This window comes from Flavobacterium sp. KACC 22761, assembly GCF_034058155.1.
Classification (GTDB): Bacteria; Bacteroidota; Bacteroidia; order Flavobacteriales; family Flavobacteriaceae; genus Flavobacterium.
The window spans coordinates 1,308,668-1,331,151 of the sequence record NZ_CP139148.1; the positions used below are offsets into that span (position 1 = coordinate 1,308,668).

The following is a 22,484-nucleotide window of genomic DNA, read 5'->3' on the forward strand; positions in this document are numbered from 1 at the left end:
ATTTGGAATTTATTTTTTTATTGGATTTTTTAAACCTTTAGTTCACAATTATCTTTTTGACTGTTCTTCGGTTTCCGTCAATAACGGTTACCAAATAAAGTCCGGCTGAAGTAGTACTTGGAAGCTGAATGTTTTGATTAAAATTTGATGTCAAATCAAAAGTTTTTGAATAAACAGTTTTGCCTAAAACATCATGTACAAATACTTTAACTCCTGTTTCAGCTTGGCTTTCAAACTGAATTGTAAAGTTTCCTTTATTTGGATTCGGATAAAGAGCAAAATCAATATTCTCAAAATCTGGAGTTGCTAAAGTATAAGTTTGACCACAAATATTTATAGAAGCCGAATTGATTGTTCCAAAATTCCCCACAACTGCATCTCTAACTCTCAAAGTCCATGTTCCCTGAGCATTCTGACCATTAAAAGCACTCAACATATCAACAGGCAAAACAATTTGTTGAGTAGTTGTATTACAATCTAATGCAGTGCCTGAATCATTAAACTGCATGGCTAAAGTAGATTTTGTTGATCCACAATTTTTATTAAAAAGACGAACTATAGTTCCGGCCGGGCTCATGATTTGAAGTTCTACATCAGAAAATTTATCGTGTGTAATATTCACAGAAACATCAACATCTGTAACTGTTGCTTCAGATGCAGGAACTGTAATCGTTCTTGTCACAAAAGTCGTTGTATTTGGAATTGCAAATGAGTTCCCAAAACTATAGGAATCACAACTTGCGACCGAAGTATAACCGACTGCAAACGCCTTGCTGTTTATGGCATAAAAAATATTTCCTGTTGGTTCAATCAAAATTCTGCAATTTTTTGACGACGGAACACTTGTTGGCAATACGATAGTTTCGCTACCATCGTTTGCTGTATTTGACACCAATGTTATCGGAAATGTCAATCCTCCGTCAGTAGATAATTTAATATTTACTGTTGATGAACCAGGAAGTAAATTGGTGTTTTTTACATCCCAAGTTACAGTTTCCGGCAATCCTTGCCACCAACTTACATTGTCATTTGTATGCGAAGTCACTACAAATGGACCAGCAGTTGAAACCACATTCACAACCATATCGTCAGTAAAAGTTTGTGCCGAACCTTGAGCCGCATTGTCACGTCCTGTCAAAGTAAAATGCAACGTCCTTGCAATTGACGAAACAGATTCCCATGTGGTGGTAAGTCTATTTTGAAGAACATAGTCAAGTTTTGGCATATAACGAACTGTACCGTTTGCAGTTGGGACCACTGAACGAAACAATGGACCATCCGGCTTTGTTGGATAAGCAATACTCGTACTTCCAGAAGTTGTAGTCGCATTGTCATTTTCTTCCCAAGTATAAGTAACCGAATCGCCTTCGGGATCTGAACCTGTTCCAGTCAAAATAAAAGCAGTACCAATTGGAATTGTATAATCACTTCCTGCATTAATTGCTGGCGGATTATTTGTTATCGCAGTATTTACGGGACAACTTTTTGAAGTCAATGTGTTTTGAATCTGCCTAATACTTACATAAGCAAAATAATCATCAGAAACATCTTGAATGTCATAATCGCCAGTAACTCCCGCATAGGCCATAATAGTCGAACCACTTCCCGGTTCAACATTTACGCTTGTTCTTTCTTCTGAATCATACGAAAAAGTATGATTTGCACCCAATTGATGCCCGAATTCATGTGCCACAAAATCAATATCAAAAGTATCGCCCTGTGGTTTTGCATCTGAAGGCGATGTGTAAGCACTTCCTTTTCCTAAAGGCACATTTGTTGTTGGATTTGTACATACGCAGCCAATACAACCTGCATTTCCACCACCACCCGAAGCGCCAAATAAATGCCCAATATCATAATTCGCATTGCCAATTACGTTTGTCAAAGTAGTTTGAACTTCTTGATTCCAAGCGCCATCAGCACCTGTTGATGCATTTGAATATGGATCTGTAGTTGCATCCGTGTAAATTACAGCATCATTATTATCAATCAAAATTAATTTTACTGCTAAATCTCTATTGAAAACACCATTTACACGAGTCAATGTAGCATTCATTCCTGCAAGTGCGCCAGCTTTTGTACCACCAAAAAACGTCGTGTATTCGCCCGTACAAGACAAAGCCAAACGAATTGTTTTGAAAATCTTCGCGCTAGATGCTTCTTTTGCCGTTTTCCCAGCATTGCTATTGCTTAAAAGCACATCATCGGTTTTACAGATTAGACTTTTTGAAGTCGAAGACTTTTTTGAGAACAAGACATATTCTGTTTTATCATTTGGATTTGCTTCTATAAACTCGGTTGATTTGTCTGAACGAAAGACCATCGTTTGAAATCCCAAAGGCGAAACAGTAAAATGAATTTTTGCCGATTTATCATCTAAACCGCTTCCTTCATACGATCTGATTTCTGGATATTTGGCTTGAAGTCCTGGCTCAAAATTTGAAGATTCCCAAACTGTGAAACGCTCTAAAATGCCAGAAGAATTTGGAACTGTGATTTCGGCAGTATTGTTTTTTGATCCTTTTCCTGTCGCGGATGCCAATTTTATCTGAAGAAGTTCTGAATTCAATTTATAGTATTTATCAGAATCTGAAGCGTTTATTCTTTTGCTCAACGCAGAATTTGTGCTTATTTTTTGCCACAAATCATTATTTTGGGCAGTTAAAAAAGCGCAGTTAAAAATAAAAAATAAATAGAGTAATTGTTTTTTCATATTTGTGGGCGTTGATCATTCAAAATTAAGTCAATTAAATCAAATTCTTACATATAAACGACATTTAACGTTTTTTAGTCGACGAGTTGGCCTATTTTCACAAAAAGAAACCGAGACAAATCAAAAAAATCAATTGGCCTTGGTATCAAATTCAAAATAGATAGTATAAATTTGCAGCATCTTAAATAATTTGTTTTGAAGCTCTTTCATTCTATAAACGATTTCCATTCGACCAAGAAAACAATTTTAACACTTGGTACCTTTGATGGCGTGCATATTGGTCATAAAAAAATTCTTGAAAGAATTACGCAAAATACCGAAAATGGCAAATATGAAAGTTTAGTACTTACATTTTTTCCGCATCCAAGAATGGTTTTGCAAGAGAAATCAGAAATAAAGCTTTTAAATACAATTGACGAAAAAACAAAACTTCTAGAAGCAACCGGAATTGAAAATCTGGTCATTCATCCTTTTAATGAAAGCTTTTCAAGATTAACTGCCGAGGAGTTTGTCAAATCAATTTTGGTAGATCAATTTCAGATTCAAAAAATAATTATTGGGCACGATCATCGTTTTGGAAGAAACAGAACTGCAAATATTGACAATTTAATTGCCTTTGGTTTGGAATATGGTTTTGAAGTTGAGCAAATTTCGGCTCAAGAAATTCAAGATGTTTCTGTAAGTTCAACAAAAATCAGAAAAGCGCTAGATGAAGGAAATATGGCTTTGGCCAATGATTACCTTGGTTATGACTATTTTTTAACGGGAGAAGTTGTCAAAGGAAAACAATTAGGAAGAACGATTGGTTTTCCGACTGCAAATATTCATATTGAAGAAGATTATAAATTAATTCCGAAAATTGGGGTTTACGCTGTAAAAGCAATTGTGAACGAAAACGAAGTTTTTGGAATGATGAATATTGGATTCAATCCAACGGTAAATGGACAAAAACAAACCATTGAAGTAAATCTTTTTGATTTTGACGAAGACATTTATGGGCAAAAAATTGAGGTTTCTTTACTTCATTATCTTCGTGAAGAACAAAAATTTGGATCAGTCGATTTATTGAAAGAACAATTAAATCAAGACAAATTAAATGCTTTAGATTTTGTAAGCAAACTTAAACTCAGCTGAAATATATAGTCCCCTACGGGACAAAATAGAATACCTTGAAATAATATGCTACCGATATAAAATCTCTACGAGATATTTCCAAACAATCGCAAACATACTATATTTTGATTTTACCGACACAAGTCTCTCAAATTTTACTCCGTTAGGATTTAAATAATGGTATAAAAAATAAGGCTTAATTCTACCACAAATTGCACAAATTTTCACAAATTAATTTGCCTGAATTTGTGCAATTTGCGGTTAAAACCTTACCGAATACATGTTCTATCAATTTAAACCTCTGCAATCAACTATACTCCGCTAGGAGTTAAATGTTGGTAGAAAGTATTGGTAGAAAAAATAGAGCGCCTGCCTAGATGTCCTGTCAAGGACTTCATATCATTCTTCGCCATACACAACATTTTGCCAATTTTAAATCATCGTAGTTATTTTTTTAGTAAATTTGACATAGAACTCTGTTTTCCAAATATTTACTATTAACTTCTTTAAAAATAACCACTATGAAATTACCTAAAGAAATTACCAACGGGTTTTTGATTTTCATCGGAATAGGCATTTATTTTTTATTGATGAATCTATTGGGTCTAGCAGATTTGTTTTATTTACGTACCCTAAATGTCTTTTTTATCTTTTATGGCGTAAACAGAACAATGCAAATGAACCTGCATGAAGGAGAAACCAATTTTGTGTCGAATGCCGTTTCTGCCATGGCAACTTCAGTAGTTGGCGTGTCAATGAGCGTTTTCGGATTACTTGTTTATAGCTATGCACGAGGCGGAGATGCTTATGTAAGAACCTTATCTGAGACTTTTATGTTTGGCGGAAATCCTTCTGTTCCAACTTATTGCATTTGTTTGCTTTTTGAAGGAATTGCCTCTTCGGTCATTGTCACTTTAATGATGATGCTCTATTGGAACAATAAATATGCTGCCGATTAACATTTTTCAAAATAAATCTTAACATTTAGCACTCTAAAATCATAGAATGATTCATTTTTATGATTTTAGAGTGTTTCTTTTTTGAAAATAGCTGTCAAATATTCATTTACAATGCACTTCATTGGTTGATTAGAACAATTTAACTACTTTTGAGACTTCAAAAACAATGTATCAATGAGCATTACAAAACACAATTGGACTAAAGACGAAATAATCGCCATATATAATAAGCCCATAATGGATCTTCTGTACGAAGCGGCAACCATTCACAGGCAAAAACACGATCCGAACGTTGTTCAGGTATCTACATTATTATCAATCAAAACCGGAGGTTGTCCTGAAGACTGTGGTTACTGCCCGCAAGCAGCACGTTACAACACAGGAGTTGAAGGAAATGATTTAATGAGTGTTAGTCAGGTTAAAGCTCAGGCTTTGCGTGCAAAATCAAATGGATCTTCTCGTGTTTGTATGGGAGCTGCCTGGAGAAACGTAAAAGACGGCGAAGAATTTGATCAGGTTTTAGAAATGGTGCGTACTATTAACAAACTTGATATGGAAGTTTGCTGTACACTTGGAATGATTACTGAAAACCAGGCACAACGTTTAGCAGAAGCTGGTTTATATGCTTACAATCATAATTTAGATACTTCTGAAGATTATTATAAAGATGTAATTTCGACACGTGCATTTGAAGATCGTTTAGAAACCATCGAAAATGTTCGTAAAACTAATGTAACGGTTTGCAGTGGAGGAATTATCGGAATGGGAGAAAGTATTGAAGACCGAGCAGGAATGCTTGTGGCGCTTTCTACTTTAAATCCACAACCAGAATCAGTGCCAATTAATGCTTTAGTAGCCGTTGAAGGAACGCCGATGGAAGACGAAAAACCGGTTGAAATCTGGGAAATGATTCGTATGGTTGCTACAACCAGAATCGTAATGCCAGAAACTCAGGTTCGTTTATCTGCAGGAAGAACAAATATGAGTCGCGAAGGACAAGCAATGTGCTTTTTTGCTGGGGCAAATTCAATTTTTGCCGGAGACAAATTGCTTACAACACCAAATCCTGATGTTCATGAAGACATGAAAATGTTTGAACTTTTAGGTTTGAATCCTCAAAAACCATTTACAAAAGTTTCGCAGCCAAAAACAGTTGAAGCAGAAGATTCTCAATTTGCTCCACTTGGAGAAAAACCAAAATGGTCTAGACCAGGACACACAATTGAAAGAAACGTTGAACATTCGATTAAATCAAAAATTTAATTTTTAGAGTTCAATTATCTGAATAAATATTTTTAAATTGCTTATGACTCTGAGTTATAAGCAATTTTTTTATTTAGAAAGATGAAGTTAAAACAAATTGAAAGGGTTAAAAAAATCTCCAAAACTGATTTTGTTTCCCATTATGTTAAAAAACAGATCCCTGTTGTTGTTGAGCAACTCACCGAAGATTGGCCTGCTTATGAAAAATGGAAATTATCCTATATTAATGAAATTGCAGGGAACATTACAGTACCATTGTATGATAACAGACCAGTCAATCATGAAGATGGTTTTAATGAAGCGCACACCAAAATGAAAATGAGTGATTATATCGCTCTTTTAGAATCAAAACCGACCAATTACCGAATCTTCCTTTATAATTTCATGAAAGAAGTTCCTGCGTTAAATAATGACTTTAAATGGCCTGAAATCGGCTTAAGATTAGTCAAGCAAATGCCAATGTTATTTTTTGGCGGAGAAAACTCGAAAGTCTTTATGCATTTTGATATTGATTATTCGAATATTTTGCATTTTCATTTTCACGGGGAAAAACAATGCATGATTTTTCCACCCAATCAATCAAAATTCATGTATAAAGTTCCTCATGCCTTGATTTCTAGAGAAGACATCGATTTTGACAATCCCGATTATGAAAAATTTCCAGCTTTAAAGAATGTAGAAGGCTACATCACCAATCTCAAACATGGTGAAATGCTTTATATGCCTGAAGGATATTGGCATTATATGAAATATCTCACTCCAGGATTTTCGATGAGTTTGCGTGCATTTCCTCAAAACATTGCTAATTTGTCAAAAGCGGCATACAATGTTTTTATCATGCGCCATTTTGATATTTTGATGCGAAAATTAAAAGGCCAGAAATGGATTGATTACAAGAATGAAAAAGCGCTCACCAATACAAATGAAAATCTTCGTAAGAGTGCCTAAACGAGATTTAAAAATAAAAAAAGCAGTTAAAGAGAAAATCCTTAACTGCTTTTTTTATTTTCTAATGTTTTTAAAATGCTACCTTTTTAGTAGTAGTATTTCCATTTTCCAAAGTCACTTTTACCAGTAAAACCTGGTTCGCTGAACGGAAATTCAATATTTGCAATTCTGTTGCATTAATATTTTTCTTCTCAAAAAGGAGTCTTCCCGAAAGATCAAAAACAGCGACTTGACTTATTGATTCTTTGGTGGATATTACTTTCATGTCATTTGATTTTATTATAACCTTTATGTTATTTTCATCACTGACCACTTCCTCAACACCTAAGGATTTATCAGTGTATCGAAGTACGAATCGATCTGAAAAAGTTCCGATTTCTGTACTAAAAGTATAATTGCCTTTGCGTAAATCATGAATTTTACCCATTTTTTTATCCTCTAAATAAATAGGCTGAACGGTTAATTTGCCATCAACCTGATATATCGAAATTGTAAAATCCCCTGCAAGTGTAGTTCGATATCCTAACGGAACCATATCGCTACTTTTAAAAGGCAAAGCGCGTCCTTGGATCACCAATTTATGTTCTTCATTGATACTATAAAAATCCAAATATTTGTTTGCGTCAAAACTAGTTCCGTCATATTTTTTGTCATATTCATTTGTCGCTCCTTCGACATAACCAACCATTAATTGTTTAAAAGCACCCTCGGTATTGGTCATATTTAACCAAACTCTATTTTTTTCGATTGTTTCTTTAGACTCCCCATCAATTTTAAAAAATTGAGAATTTTTATTACCGCCTCTTCGCATCGAATTATTAAAAACAATCGTTCCTGCTGCAATTGTTTCAGCAAAAAAAGACTGTCCAGCCGCAATATAGCCCAGTGGAGGATAGCCATTATTGCCCGGTTTAGTGCCAGAAGGAGCGGCACTTCCAGTTCCTACACCTCCTGTCAAATTATAAGTTGCATAATCATCGGTAGAATATTGATAAGCGCCTACTAAAACAACAGGTGTATTGTGTGTCCAGAAATACAAAGTTCCATCAAGTAATGTTTTGTTTGCTTCTATAAAATCATCTGCATGAAGTGCCGAAGGATAAGGGTTTCCTATTAAATAAAATTTGTTTGCGGTCACAGTCTCTCCCGCTATATCTCCATTATTTGGCGTTCCTTTGAAAACTGTCGGAAACAGATATCTCGCGGTATTCGAAAAAGTTTCTGGTCCCCGAATTATATATCCTTTTCCAACGGTCATTACGTTATTTCTTGATTCTCCAATCCATTTTGTACCATCATAACTGAAGTATTTATCAGGAGCTGTTTCAGACGAAACATCTATCAATTTTTGATTTTTCACTGGCGAAGACCAATAAACATAATCAGCTTGTCGAATGGGCTGGCTATTTCGCTTATAATAAATAATACCTGTATTCAAATTAGTATCAGGATTTGACTGCAATATGCTTGCACCGTCAGCAAAAGTTAAGGTTCCATTAAGTACATGAATGCCATTGACAACATTCAAGGTTTTACCATTCTGAATGGTTACAGCCGCTTCGTTGCTTATTGTACACGAACACGCATTAATATCGTTGCCAAGATTGTAGTCTTCTTGAAAATCTACGATATTATCTACTGTTGGAGGAGTGCCATAAGACCAGGTTGTCCCATTCCAAGTATTAGCTTGTATTGTAATTTCTGTGGAATAAGTGATCAAGCAATTATTATCAACTGCAAATTTGTATTTTCCGGGAATTAAGCCTGAAATTGTTATTGAATTTCCCGAATAAGGACGATTGGTAATTACGGTACCATCAGATTGTAAAATATTTCCTGAACCAGATAATCCGTTTAAAACAATACTTCCAGTAGGCACATTACATGTTGGTTGTGTAAAACTTAATATATTTGGCGCCGCAGGAATAGGATCTACATCAATTCTGGTTTCGATTGAAGCCTCTTCAGCACAAATTCCATTTTTCACAATAGCTCGATAACTCGTGCTTGTGGTCAAGATTCCCGGCTGATATGTGATTCCTGTATGCGCAATAGGTTGCCAGACATACGGTATTGCTTCGGCATATTCCCATCTCACAATTGTTCCAACGTAACTGTTCAATGTCAATAACGGACTTGGGTTTCCTTGACAAACATGCAAACCTCCATTAACAACACCACGTTCGGTTTTTGTAGCAGTTGTTGTATTACTTGCACTTGTAACCGCAACACAGCCATTCGATGAATATTTAACCGAAACCGTTTTATTTCCACTAGTCAGCCACTGCAGTGTCACTGTGCTATTGATGGATGAAATTCCACCCGAAATAATCGAATAATCTGTTCCTGCAATTCCAGGAATTGTCCAAACATAATTTGTTTGCCCACCTTGTGTAGTATAAGTAACATCCGTATTAACACAAACCGAAGATGCCGGTTGAACAGAAAAAGTAGGCACTGGAATTGGATTCACTGTGACAGTTGTTGCTATCGAGTTTGCCGAAGCACAACCTCCATTTTGTACAACTGCTCTAAATTGAGTTGTTTGAGTAAGTGGTCCCGAAGTATAAGTTGTTGCTGTATTTGTGATTGGTGTCCAAACAGAAAATGGACTAACTGAATATTCCCAATTTAAAACAGCACCTGTATTTCCTGTCAAAGTTAAGACACCACTTGTTAATCCGCTACAGATTGTAGTTCCACCTCCAACAGTTCCGCCAACAGATGGTGAAGAAATTACTATTGAAGCTGTGTTACCTACTGTTACATTTGAAAAACAATCACCAGATGTCAATTTAGTGATTGTAATATCTCTGGTGCTAGCAGTAGTAAAACCTGATAACAAAAAACTTCCTGAGCCAGCTGTTGTCACAGTCATCGAAACGGTCAACCCAGTGTTTGTCGGATTGCTAAGATTATAAGTTACAGTATAAGTTCCAACAGGCAATAAAGCAGATGTAGAAGTCAATAGTATAGTTGTATTTCCTGATGAAGAACATACGGGAGATGCTGACACTCCTGTGATATTATAAGTTGGGCATGTATAACTTATAATCATTTGACCAGCGCCACCAGCTCCACCAACTTGTGCACTTCCTAAAAGTGAATTCATTGCGCCTCCGCCTCCGCCTCCGGGAGGAGCCCCTGCATTTCCTGGGGCATTTCCTAAAACCAAACTTGTTATCCCTAAACCTCCCGCACCACCTCCGGTATCTCCGCCTTTTCCACCGGCACCAGAACCTAGTAACAATCCTATAACACCTGTATTTCCTGATCCACCATCGACACCTGAGGTTTTTTTTATAGAACCAAATGAATCTGTATCTAATCCTCCCTTACCACCGGCGGGAGTTCCTGCTGAATTATTTGATGTACCACCTTTTCCGCCGGCCGCTAAAAGAATACCTTCATATCCCACAATAGTAGAATTCCCACCTGAAGCTCCATTGGCAGTAGCGCCAGCCACCTTAATACTTAAACTAGCACTTGGTATCGTGGTAATTTTTCCTTTTACATAAGCACCCCCACCGCCGCCTCCACCGCTGCGTCCGTCTACCGTAGCTCCGCTGGCACCACCACCAGAGCCACCTGCGCCCCATGCCTCAACATCCATTGAAGTGACTCCAGCGGGAACATATAAAGTTCCATCTGATGAATAAGTGTGTGGTGGCTGTGCCCATAAAGAGTTGCACAAAAAAAGCAACAGCAAACATAATTGCATTTTTTTTATGCAAGCAAATATTTTTTGTTGCTTTGAATTAACTAAAATTGAAATCGAAAATTGAAAAGAAAATAATGATGTAAGTAGATTTTTTTTCATAATGTGGCATTTTAAAAAATTAAAAAAAGAATCTAGCGGATACAGAATCATCTTTAATAATGAATACCTCAAAACATTAACAAAATACAGGGCGTACTTTGATACAAACGTAAATTCAGAAACAAAATACTACTGTTTCTAAAGTAAAGTATTAAAATTAAAAATAGAATTTAAGGCAAATAAATAGACTTATTATTTTCTGCAGAAGTCAATAAAATGTAATACAACGGGCTTTTATGTTGTTTGTCGAATCAAAACAACAACAAGGTACGATTTTATTTACAATAATTAAAAAAAATAACTTATAAATCAAGACTTTAACATTATTGCTTACAATTAACTCAAATGATGAGAAAAGAAAAAAGATATTAAAGTGCCAATTATGCTTTTTTACTTCCGTTAGGAAACAAAAAAAATCCACCCCAAAAAGGAATGGATTTTTATAATTTAATCCAAAAAAAAACGCCAGCCAAGAGTCAATTTCGAAAAATAAAATGCAAAAATTTGATTTAAAAAATGATCTTTTTTGTCTCTACAAAACCATTTTGCAAAGTCACTTTTACAAATAAAACTTGGTTTGTAGAATTAAGATTCTGGATGTGAAAACTAGAGGCATCAATTTTAGTTTTTTTATAGAGTACTTTTCCTGTAAGGTCAAAAATTGAAGCTTCATTAATAGTCTCTTGTGATGCATAAATATTAATTTGCCGATCTTTAACCGAAACAAAAACCAAATTTGCAACTTCTTCAAAATCATCAACCTCTAATTTTTTATCAAGGTATTTTAATTCAAATCTAGCATCAAAGGTTCCTTGCTTTGTTTTAAATGTATATGGCGAATCTTTCAAATTATGGATTACATTTAACTCTTTATCCTCAACATAAATATTTACGTCAGAAAACTTATTATCAATACAATCAATGCTTAAACTCAAATTACCTTCAATGGTACACATATAACCAAGCCGTACTGAATCCGTTTGTTCAAAAGGGAAAGCTCTACCTTGAATGACTAATTCCTTATCTTGTGATATACTGTAAAAGTCAATAAACTTATTGCCGTTGAAAGATTCTGCATCATAACTAATATCATAATCATTTGTTGCTCCGTTAATGTAGCCTATTAAAATTTGCTTGAAAACACCTTCCTCATTTTTTAAATCAAGCCAAATTCTTTGCCTTTCAATATCATTCTTTTGAATTTTATCCCTTTTTGTCGGTTTGTAAAATGATTTATTTTTTTCCTTCATTCGCATTCCGTCATTAAATTCAATTGTACCTGAATTTTGACTTGCAACAAAAAAAGCTTGGCCCGCTCCAACTGTATTATCTGGAATTGTTTCATTAATGCCACTTGACAAGGCACCACGAGTTCCAACTCCTCCCAATAAGTTATAAACTGCATAATCATCAGAAGTATATTTATTGTTGGTTATTGGGGTGTTGTGCGTCCACAAGTAAATTGTTCCTTTAATTTTTGAGGCATTTTCCTTTAAAAATAAGTCAGCATTGAGTGTTGAGGGATATGGATTACCAATCAAATTAAAACTATCTGCTGGTCCCATCTTAACTTGTATCTTTCCATTGTTTGGCACTCCCTTAAATGTTGCAGTATAAATTCTAGGAGTGCTTTCAGAAAAATCCTTTGGCCCTTGGATAATATAACCTGTACCAGATAGCATATTGTTTGACCCACTTTCAGACTTCCAATTTTTTGCATTCGGATCATAGGTTAAAAATCGATCTGATGCTGTATTTGGTGAAAGATCAATTAATTTTTGATTTCCAACCGGAGATGACCAATAGGTAAAATCTGATTTTAAAATAGGTGATGAATTACGTTTTAAATGAATAATACCTGTATTTTTTATATCATCATCATACTGATATAAATTTGCTGAATCTTCTAAAATCAAAGTTCCTAAGCCCGAATAAGCAAATTCGAGACTCAAAGTATTACCGCTCAACAAAGTAACCTTTTTGCCTTCATCGATCGTACAACTACAGACATTCGCAATTATCAAATCTGGATAATCATCTTTGAAAAACAGTTCTTTTCCGCCTGACGGAAAACCATTTGACCACGAATTTCCGTTCCATGTTGTTGATTCTAAACAAAGTTTTAATCTCGCAATTCTGTGTTTTGAAATTCCAGAAACCGAATTAAAGTCACCTCCAACCAAGAGTTTATAATCAGAAGAAAAGCTCATTGCAAATGCTTTATTATTTAAACGAGCATCAAAAGAAGCATCAACAGCACCCGATTTTAATAATCGTATTAACCGTAATGATGTTGAACCGTTGTATGTTCCTGAAAAAGTTCCACCAACTAAAATACGATCGTCAGGTTGCACCAAAATAGTTCGAACATCTCCCTTGCTAAAACCCGAACCTGACTGAAATGTAGTATCTAAACTTCCATTTGAGTTGAGTCTTAGAATTCTTCTTTGCGTGACTTTGTTAAAAGTCAAAAAGTTGCCTCCTAAAACTATTTTTTGATCAGACTGTATTGCTAAAGCATATACATTATTATTGAATCCATCACCTATGTTGAAGCTAGTATCAATGCTTCCGTCGGGATTTAAACGAATTAAATGTGAATATTGGACTCCGTTAAAAGTACTAAATCGACCTCCTAATAAAATTTTGCCATCAGGCTGAATTAAAATGGCTTCTATAATGCCATCAGCACCTGATCCTGTATTGAAACTACTATCTCTAGATCCATCTGGCATAAGCCGAATAATTTTGCCAGCACTTACATCATTGTATTTTGCAAAGTTGCCCGCCACAATGATTTTCCCATCTGACTGAATCTCCATTGCATACACCTGACTATTAAACCCAGATGTTACATTGAATGAAGCATCGACAGTCCCATCGGGCAAAACTCGAACAATTCTATTAATCAATGTTTCATTATATTTTGTAAAGTTTCCACCTAGAATAATTTTCCCGTCTGATTGCAAAACCGCGGTTTTAATTAAATTATTCGCTCCTAGTTGTCCCGAATTAAATTCAGGATCAGAAGAACCGTCTTCTAAAAGTTTCGCAATTCTCAAAGCAATATTACCATTGAACTTTTTAAAATTGCCCACTACTACACTTTCTCCATTTTCTAAAGAAAGAATTTTAAATACCGAATTGTCAAAACCAATTCCTGATGCTAAATATCCAGTATCGTACTCTCCTTCTGAATCAATTTTTGCCAATTTTCCTTGATTCAAACCATCAAAAACAGAAAACGAACCTCCAATATACCAAGCTCCTTCGGCATCAGTTTCTAAAGCATAAACCGATGCTGATGCAGGACCTGAACCAAAATCTATATCATTTTTCAAAAAACCTGAACTGTCTAGATAACAAACTCGATTAACACTAGTTCCATTATAATTTCCTGAAAAAGATCCTCCGACCATAATATTCCCAAAAGGATCAATCTTACAAGTGTAAACGATTCCGGAACTAAATCCTGTTCCTGTATAGAAAGTCGTATCAATCGCGCCATCTTGCATAAGCCTTATAATTCCATTTGCAGCAGTACCATTAAAAGTGGTGAATTTTCCACCGAGAATAATCTTTCCGTCTGGCTGCACTTCCATAGCGTGGACTTCGGCATCAAAACCTTCTCCAATATTAAAACTCGGATCAAGTTGTCCATCATTATTTAAACGAACAATTCGATTGGTTGCCACATTATTAAAAACAGTAAAGTTTCCTGAAATCAGAATCTTTCCATCTGTCAAAACCTTCACATTTGTTACTGTAGATTTAAAGCTTGATGAAAAAGAAGTGTCCAGAGCACCATTGGTGAGAATTCTTGCAACGTAACTTTTTGCCACACCATTATATTTTGTAAAACTGCCTGTTATGACTATTTTTCCGTCTACCTGTAATGCGATACCATAAATAATTCCCGTTTCGGCACCAATTAAAGTATTAAATGATGCATCATAGCTTCCGTCAATATTTAATCGAATAAGTCTTCCCGCATTTATGCCATTGTAGGAAGTAAAACCGCCTCCAACAATTATTTTGCCGTCAGGCTGAATGCATGTTGCATACACTTTTCCGTTGAAACCTGTTCCGGTATCAAAACTTTCGTCAATAGTACCGTCTGGTTTTAATCGCGTCAAATAAGGTGACGAACTTCCGTTTATATTTAGATATTCACCACCAACTATTAAATTTTGATCCGATTGTAAAGACAAAGTCTGAACTGGAGCATCAAAACCGTCACCAATTAGACCGTCATCAATAGTGTTAAAAGTAATGTCAACTTTTCCCTGTTGTGCGTAAATAAAAGTATTTCCCAGAAACACAATTAAGAGTATTGTATAAAGTAATTTTCTAATCAAAATCTAATCAATAAAAAATTTTTACGAATTTTCTTAAAATTAAAAATTGATTTATAAATAGACAATACCCACTTTTGGTGATTTTTCAAATAAAAAAAGAACCACTTCCTATAGTAAGAAGTGGTTCTTTTTTTTATGTGAAAATTATTTTTTTTAAATTATTGAAAAATTAATTTTCTGGTTGTTTTGTATCCGTTTTCAAGAGTGATATCAATTAATAAAACTTGATTGCTCGATTGTAAGTTTGAAATTTGTAATTCATTTGAACCTACTTTCTTTTTATCATAAAGCAGTTTTCCTGCTGTATCGAAAATGACAACCTCTTTGATTGTTTCATTTGAAGACAATACCTTAATCGCTTTATCTTTAACAGAAACTGTAATGCCTTTTTCAGTATTTTCAAAATCACCAGCTCCTAAAGATTTATTGGTGTATTTAAGGACAAGTCGATCTCCAAAAGTTCCAATTTCGGTATTGAAAGTAAAGTTACTCTTGGTCAAATCATGGATTGTTCCAGTCTTTTTATCTTCAATAAAAATGGCTTGAGAAGTCATGCTTCCATCAACTTGAGCAATTGAAATTGTAAAATCTCCAGCAATTGTTGTACGATAGCCTAATGGCACTTCATCAATATCAGTAAATGGCAAGCCACGTCCTTGAATAACTAATTTCTGATTATCATTAATACTGTAAAAATCTAAATATTGATTTCCATCAAACGTTCTTCCATCATATAGTCTATCATAACTATTAGTTGCGCCTTCAACATAAGCCACTAATAATTGTTTGAAAGCTCCTCCTTCGTTAGTCATATTCAACCAAACACGATTTTTTTCAGTTGTTGCCGTTTTTGAAGTTTTTCCTGGTTTAAAGAACTGACCATTTAAACCACCCGCTAATCGCATTGAATTATCATACGTTACATTTCCAGAAGCAAAAGTTCCTACGAAGAAAGCTTGGCCCGCACCAATATAACCGCTTGGCGGATCAACATTAGGCGTGTCAAGTGAACCATTAGAAGCTGATGGTGCCGCTGTTGATGTACCACCACTCAAATTATAAACTGCATAATCATCTGTTTTATATTGATAAGCACCGCTCAAAACTACTGGAGTATTATGTGTCCAAAAATACAATGTCCCATCTAATATTGTTTTGTTTGTATTAATAAACTTATCAGCATTCAACGCTGAAGGGTAAGGATTTCCTAATAAGTAAAATTGTCCTCCAACCATTGCTTCACCAGTAAAAGTACCATTTTGTGGCGTGCCGATAAACTCACCTGTAAAATCAGTTTTGGTTGTATTTGAGTACGTATCAGGTCCACGAATAATGTATCCTTTACCAGCAACCATAACGGTAGTCCTTGGTGTAAATACCCATTTAGTTCCATCATATGCAAATAATTTCGATCCACTTGAAAATGGAGAAACTCCTGCTAAAGTCCAATTTTTAACCGGCGTTGACCAATACACGTAATCAGCTTGACGGATTTTACCTGCGTAACGTTCATACTTAATACTTCCTGTGTTTAAATTATTGTCTGTGTTAATCTGCATTAAATTTGAGCTATCCTTAAACGTTAAAGTACTTCCCGAAGTCACATGCACGCCACGCTCGACAGTCAATGTTTTTTTAGTATCTACAATTACTTTTGCAGTATTACTTACTGTCACTGAACAATACGTTACATCTGCCGTTACTGTATAATCGCTCGCAAAATCTACATAATCATCAGATGTTGGAGCTCCATATGTCCATGAAGTGCCTCCAGTGAATGTATTAGCAAGTATTACTACTGGTGCTGAATAGGTTGCTGTACAACCATTATCTAAAGCAAATTTATATGTTCCTGGCTGTAATTGACCTATCGTTGGTGTACTCGAAGTAAAAGTTCTACTAACAACTGTACTACCATTATCTATAAATAAATTTCCTGATGCTGGCAAACCGCCTAGTGTTACACTTCCTCCATTTGTTGAACATAGTGGCCGTGTAATTGTGCCAACGGTTGGCGCAGGATAATTTGGCTTAATTGTTAAAGTAGTAGTTGCTGTATTTGAACAGCCTCCGCTTGTAACCGTATACACAACCGTTACATCTCCTGCATTACCAGCTGTAACAACTCCCGATCCATTGATCGTTGCTGTTCCTGTACCGTTAACAATTGACCATGACCCTCCACTTGTGGCATTTGTAAAGGCTGGCGTTGTTAATGTTGTACATACTGTTGATGCTCCCCCTGTGATTGGGGATACTGTTGGAGTTGGGGTCACGGTAATCGCGCTAGTTACCAATGCTGACGGGCCGTTGCAGCCGTTTGCCACAACGCTCACCGTAGCAGTTCCTGAAAAACCGGATGCCCAAGTGACAGTTCCTGCTGTTCCAGTACCCGAAATCGTGTTCCCGGTTCCGCTGACGCTCCAAGTGTATGAAGTTGCGTTAGTCGCTAACGTCGTATAAGCCGTCGGAGAGCTTCCCTGACAGATAGTCGAAGAACCTGACGGTGCGCTCGGCAATCCAACTGTCGGAGTAACCGTAACTATTGTTGATGCCGATGCTGACGGACCGTTGCAGCCGTTTGCCACAACGCTCACCGTAGCAGTTCCTGAAAAACCGGATGCCCAAGTGACAGTTCCTATTGTTCCAGTACCCGAAATCGTGTTCCCGGTTCCGCTGACGCTCCAAGTGTATGAAGTTGCGTTAGTCGCTAACGTCGTATAAGCCGTCGGAGAGCTTCCCTGGCAGACCGTCGAAGAACCTGACGGTGCGCTCGGCAATCCAACTGTCGGAGTAACCGTAACTATTGTTGATGCCGATGCTGACGGGCCGTTGCAGCCGTTTGCCACAACGCTCACTGTAGCAGTTCCTGAAAAACCGGATGCCCAAGTGACAGTTCCTGCTGTTCCAGTACCCGAAATCGTGTTCCCGGTTCCGCTGACGCTCCAGGTATATGAAGTTGCGTTAGTCGCTAATGTCGTATAAGCCGTCGGAGAGCTTCCCTGGCAGACCGTCGAAGAACCTGACGGTGTGCTCGGCAATCCAACTGTCGGAGTAACCGTAACTATTGTTGATGCCGATGCTGACGGGCCGTTGCAGCCGTTTGCCACAACGCTCACCGTAGCAGTTCCTGAAAAACCGGATGCCCAAGTGACAGTTCCTATTGTTCCAGTACCCGAAATCGTGTTCCCGGTTCCGCTGACGCTCCAAGTGTATGAAGTTGCGTTAGTCGCTAATGTCGTATAAGCCGTCGGAGAGCTTCCCTGGCAGATAGTCGTTGAACCCGATGGAGCGCTTGGCGTACCAACTGTCGGGGTAACCGTCCAATTCAATGTATTTCCTGTGGCTGTTGTACAGCCGGTTCCTGTCGATGTTCTTCTTGATTCTATTGTGTTGATTCCGGCTACTGCTGCAAAACTTGGGACTGCAGTACTCCAAGAACCAAAACCTGATCCAGTATCATAACGGTACTCATCCTGGGATGTTCCCGCACCTCCAGTCCCGGCAGTAGTAAGGGTCATTGTCAGGGTTGTGCCAGCACAGACTGTAGCCACATTTGGACTCTTCGCAATTACTGGCCCTACTGGTACCGCAGTCACTGAAAGCGAAACTGCCTGTGTTGCTGTACATCCATTTCCATTTGTAATTGTCATTGTTCCTGAATATGTTCCAATAGCGGTACCCGCAGGAATTGCAATATTAGTTATATTACCGCCTCCTGCTGCAAATATAAATGCTGTTGTATTTTGATCAGGAATCGTAGCCCAATCAATACTATAGCTTGTAGGGTTGTTAGTTGTATTTGAATAAGCCATAGTTCCAATTTGAGCACTTGAACTCAAACAAGCTGCCACAGCTCCTGCTGTTGTTATTGTTGGAGCCGGATTTGTTGATGTTACAGCCCATGACCCTGTATTGGTACAACCTTTTAATGAAGTTACCAAATTATAAGTTCTAGCTGTTAAGCCAGTTATATTTTTAGTTGTTGCAGTAAAACCTGCCGGAGTAGAAGTCCAAGAATAAGAGTACGGATCGGTCCAAACCGGAGAGTTGACAAGAGCTCCTGAAGGCGCTGAACTTCCTACAGAAGCAACTGTTGCTCCTGTACCTTCATTAAAACTATAACCTGCTAATAATCCTGTTTGAGATCCATTGTAAACTACAAAACCTGATGATAGATTAGCAACCTCTGTTGTGGAAAGCGCCCTATTCCAAAATCCTAATTTAAAAACTTCACCTGTATACCCCCCACCAGTAGCATCTAGTGTTCCCCAACCGAATTTTGTACTATAAGTACTTGACCCATAATTTGAAACGGCACTTCCACCTGAAACCTTCATGGAACCATCGACATACATTTTTATTCCGCCAGCTGTTCCGTCGGCCGTTACTGCAATATGATGCCAGCCATTATCGTTTGGATAATAGGTACTTAATGACATATCAACCTGACCTGCAGTAGCTGACCAACACATTAAGTTTCCATTTATAAAACCCATCTCTACAGCATCATTTTGTCCAAAAAGGGACATTCTGTTTGCTGCTATAGCAGTTGCGCGATCAAATTTAACCCAACCTTCAATTGTAAAGGCTGCTCTATTTGAAAGTAATTGCGTTCCCAAATCAACAGATTGATCACTGGCACTTGTAAAAGCTAATGACGCCGGTGATACTGCATTTGTAATTGTTATGGTTCCATCAGCAGATGTTGGACATGTTGTATTTACCACTGTCGCTGTAGGTGTAGGCGGTGTACTATAATTATAAATAGAAATTGGCCCAAAAGTAAGCTTACAAAAAGTCGATGGCTTTGTTGCTACAACAGTGTAATCTCCAGTAGTATTAAATGTACCGAAACTCAACGCACCTCCTGTTCCTGAAATAGCCGAACCTACAGTGGTTGTACCTCTATATAATTGATAATTAACGCCTACCTCTGAACCAGTTAATCCAAGCGGAGTTCCTGCAACTGTACTACAATAGCCTCCGCTAGTACCTGTCATTGTAAATGTCGCTAATGCACAATTTGTAGCACTTACATTTATTATTCCAGTTACTGCGGCGAAAAAAGTATTATTTTGATTAGTTGCCGATGAAGTTGTACTTCCCCATGATCCTGTCACAGTATCTCCTCCTCCCAAAGTAAGCTTATTAGCACTATGAGTTAATCCTATTCCTAAATTAGCCACAACCCCCGTAGCAATAGATAAAGTACTGCTTACTGTAGTCGTTGCTGAAAATGTTTTTGTGCCTGAATTAGACAAAATCAGATTACTATAAGTTGTTGCTTTTACTGTTTGATTTGTACCATTATAATTAACTGTATTCCCAGCTGTTGTTGCTGTAAGAGTTGTAATAGCAGGTGAGGCTGCAGTAATTTGCAGTACACTGGTCGCAGTAGCATTATTAAAAGTTCCTATAGTACCCGAATTAGCTAAATTAACAGTACCACCAGCATTATTAGTAATTCCTGTTATAGCACCAGATCCATTAAGATTAAGTGTTCCTGTATTTATAAAATTTGCAGTTGCAGTTGAAATTGCCCCTGATCCACTTACGCTCGCAGTTCCTGCATTATTAAAATTTGTTATCGAAACAGTTCCTCCGATGTTAAGTGTTTTTCCAGAAAAATTTGTCAGAGTTCCAGTTCCAGAAAGCGCCGTCGAAATGGTTAAAGTTCCAATATTATTAGTATATGAACCTGTAACGGCAACATTTTGAAATGTAGTTGAAGTCGAGCCATTTAGCGACTTATTAGCACCAGTAAAAGTATGCGACCCTGGACCTGAGATAAGGGTAGTTCCATTATTGGTAAAATTATCTCCAAAAGAATATGCATTATTATCACCATTATTCCCAGTAGTTGCTTCAGACCATACAGCACCAACATTAAGCGTTACCGTGCCAGTAAAAGTCATAGCCCTACCAGTCCCACTTGTTGATCCAAGGTTTATTGTTCCGGAAATATCCGTAATTCCTGTTACAGTAAATGGGCGATTAATTGTTGCACTTCCTCCCGAATCAATTGTAAAATTACCCACACTCACTGAGTTATTCGTAATCGAAAGAGAACCTCCATTCCTAATTATAACAGTACCACCTACAGTCCAGCCAGCAGTACTGGTCATTGCATGTGTATTTTGGATAATAAAAATATCTCCTGTATTTGCAAAAGTAGAAGGATGTGCTCCTGTGCCGTTTGTATTTACCCACCAATTATTAAGGTTATCTGCTGCATTACTAGCATTACTATAATAAGTAGTTGCATTCGCAAATGAAACAATAAAAAACATCCCCAAACAAAGCATCCTCAAACTCAGGTTCAAAGATCTTTCTTTAGAAGAATTAGAAAAATTAAAAAATAAAGAACGAACAAACAATAGTAGTTTTCGAGGCATAGGCGTGGTATTAGATTTGTTTTGGCTTTAAAAGAAAACTTAATGGTATAGCATTTTTCGGGGCAATACTGTAATTTTGGCTTTTAAAATTTAATTTTTTTTAAGTTAAAACACTGTTTTTCAAACTAGTTTAAACTTGCGATATTATCGTACAAAAATATTATAATTCCGCACACACACAACATTTTAGATTATTTTATTTTTGAGAAAAAGAAAAAATTTATCATAAAATTTAACATCAAAATGATTATTTTTAGCGCTTTGCGTTAAAAAGAAAGAAAAAACTCATGAATTCAATTTATACACCAAAAGAAGCTTTACAAAAATTAGAACATTTTTGCGCTTATCAGGAACGCTGTCATGATGAAGTTGTTTCAAAATTATACAGCTTAAAAATGACAGCAGATGAAATTGATTCAATTGTAGTTCAACTTATTGAAGGGAATTTTTTGAATGAAACCCGATTTGCCTGTTCTTTTGCAAGAGGCAAACATCGCATGAAATCTTGGGGAAAAATCAGAATTACAAATGAGCTCAAACTTCGCAACATTTCTTCAACAAATATCAACTTGGCACTAAAAGAAATTTCAGATGAAGAATACGAAATTACTTTTAATGAACTTTCAGAAAAATGCTGGAACAGTCTCCAAGAAAAAAATATGCTAAAGAAAAGAAAAAAGTTCTGCGACTATCTTCTGCGTCGTGGTTACGAAAGCAATTTTGTTTATGAAAAAGTAAAAAAAATGGAACTAAAATAAGTTCCATTTTTTTTTGAAATTTCAGTCAAAAACCACCTAAAAACATGCATAAACCATAAAAAATACTTCTAGGAGGAAATCTTAATTTTTTGCGAATTTTAGAACATCCCTCGCGTTTTTAGCGAAATTTTATTATTCAAAGGAAAATTTTATG

At 36.5% G+C, this 22,484-nt stretch carries 9 protein-coding genes; 5 read left to right on the plus strand and 4 right to left on the minus strand.

From position 1 onward, the window contains the following. Positions 1 to 37: 37 nt before the first annotated feature. Positions 38 to 2,713, minus strand: a complete 2,676-nt coding sequence (locus tag SCB73_RS05840; RefSeq protein ID WP_320569154.1) for a zinc-dependent metalloprotease — start codon at positions 2,711 to 2,713, stop codon at positions 38 to 40. 195 nt (positions 2,714 to 2,908) lie between these two features. Between SCB73_RS05840 and SCB73_RS05845 the strand changes: the two genes are divergently transcribed. The 4 genes from SCB73_RS05845 (at position 2,909) to SCB73_RS05860 (ending at position 6,996) form a co-directional block, all read left to right on the plus strand. Continuing rightward, a complete protein-coding gene (locus tag SCB73_RS05845; RefSeq protein ID WP_320569155.1) occupies positions 2,909 to 3,847 on the plus strand; it encodes a bifunctional riboflavin kinase/FAD synthetase in 939 nt (312 codons plus the stop codon). Between the two features lie 500 nt (positions 3,848 to 4,347). After that, on the plus strand, positions 4,348 to 4,785 hold the full coding sequence (locus SCB73_RS05850) for a hypothetical protein (RefSeq protein WP_320569156.1): 438 nt from the start codon (positions 4,348 to 4,350) through the stop codon (positions 4,783 to 4,785). Between the two features lie 174 nt (positions 4,786 to 4,959). Next, positions 4,960 to 6,048 (plus strand): biotin synthase BioB, encoded by a 1,089-nt coding sequence (bioB, locus tag SCB73_RS05855; RefSeq protein WP_320569157.1) that lies wholly within the window; start codon positions 4,960 to 4,962, stop codon positions 6,046 to 6,048. Between the two features lie 81 nt (positions 6,049 to 6,129). Then, entirely contained in the window at positions 6,130 to 6,996 is an 867-nt protein-coding gene (locus SCB73_RS05860) for a cupin-like domain-containing protein (RefSeq protein WP_320569158.1), read from the plus strand. Positions 6,997 to 7,066: 70 nt separating this feature from the next. Here the strand turns inward: SCB73_RS05860 and SCB73_RS05865 are convergent, their stop codons facing one another. From SCB73_RS05865 to SCB73_RS05875, 3 genes are all read right to left on the minus strand, one after another. After that, positions 7,067 to 10,816, minus strand: a complete 3,750-nt coding sequence (locus SCB73_RS05865) for a T9SS sorting signal type C domain-containing protein (protein WP_320569159.1) — start codon at positions 10,814 to 10,816, stop codon at positions 7,067 to 7,069. A 509-nt stretch (positions 10,817 to 11,325) separates the two neighbouring features. After that, positions 11,326 to 15,174 carry a T9SS sorting signal type C domain-containing protein gene (locus tag SCB73_RS05870; RefSeq protein ID WP_320569160.1) on the minus strand — a complete coding sequence of 1,283 codons (3,849 nt, stop codon included), beginning with the start codon at positions 15,172 to 15,174 and terminating at the stop codon, positions 11,326 to 11,328. A 158-nt stretch (positions 15,175 to 15,332) separates the two neighbouring features. Continuing rightward, positions 15,333 to 21,572 (minus strand): T9SS sorting signal type C domain-containing protein, encoded by a 6,240-nt coding sequence (locus tag SCB73_RS05875; RefSeq protein WP_320569161.1) that lies wholly within the window; start codon positions 21,570 to 21,572, stop codon positions 15,333 to 15,335. Positions 21,573 to 21,859: 287 nt separating this feature from the next. Between SCB73_RS05875 and SCB73_RS05880 the strand changes: the two genes are divergently transcribed. Next, on the plus strand, positions 21,860 to 22,330 hold the full coding sequence (locus tag SCB73_RS05880) for a regulatory protein RecX (protein ID WP_320569162.1): 471 nt from the start codon (positions 21,860 to 21,862) through the stop codon (positions 22,328 to 22,330). The last annotated feature ends 154 nt before the right edge of the window (positions 22,331 to 22,484 follow it).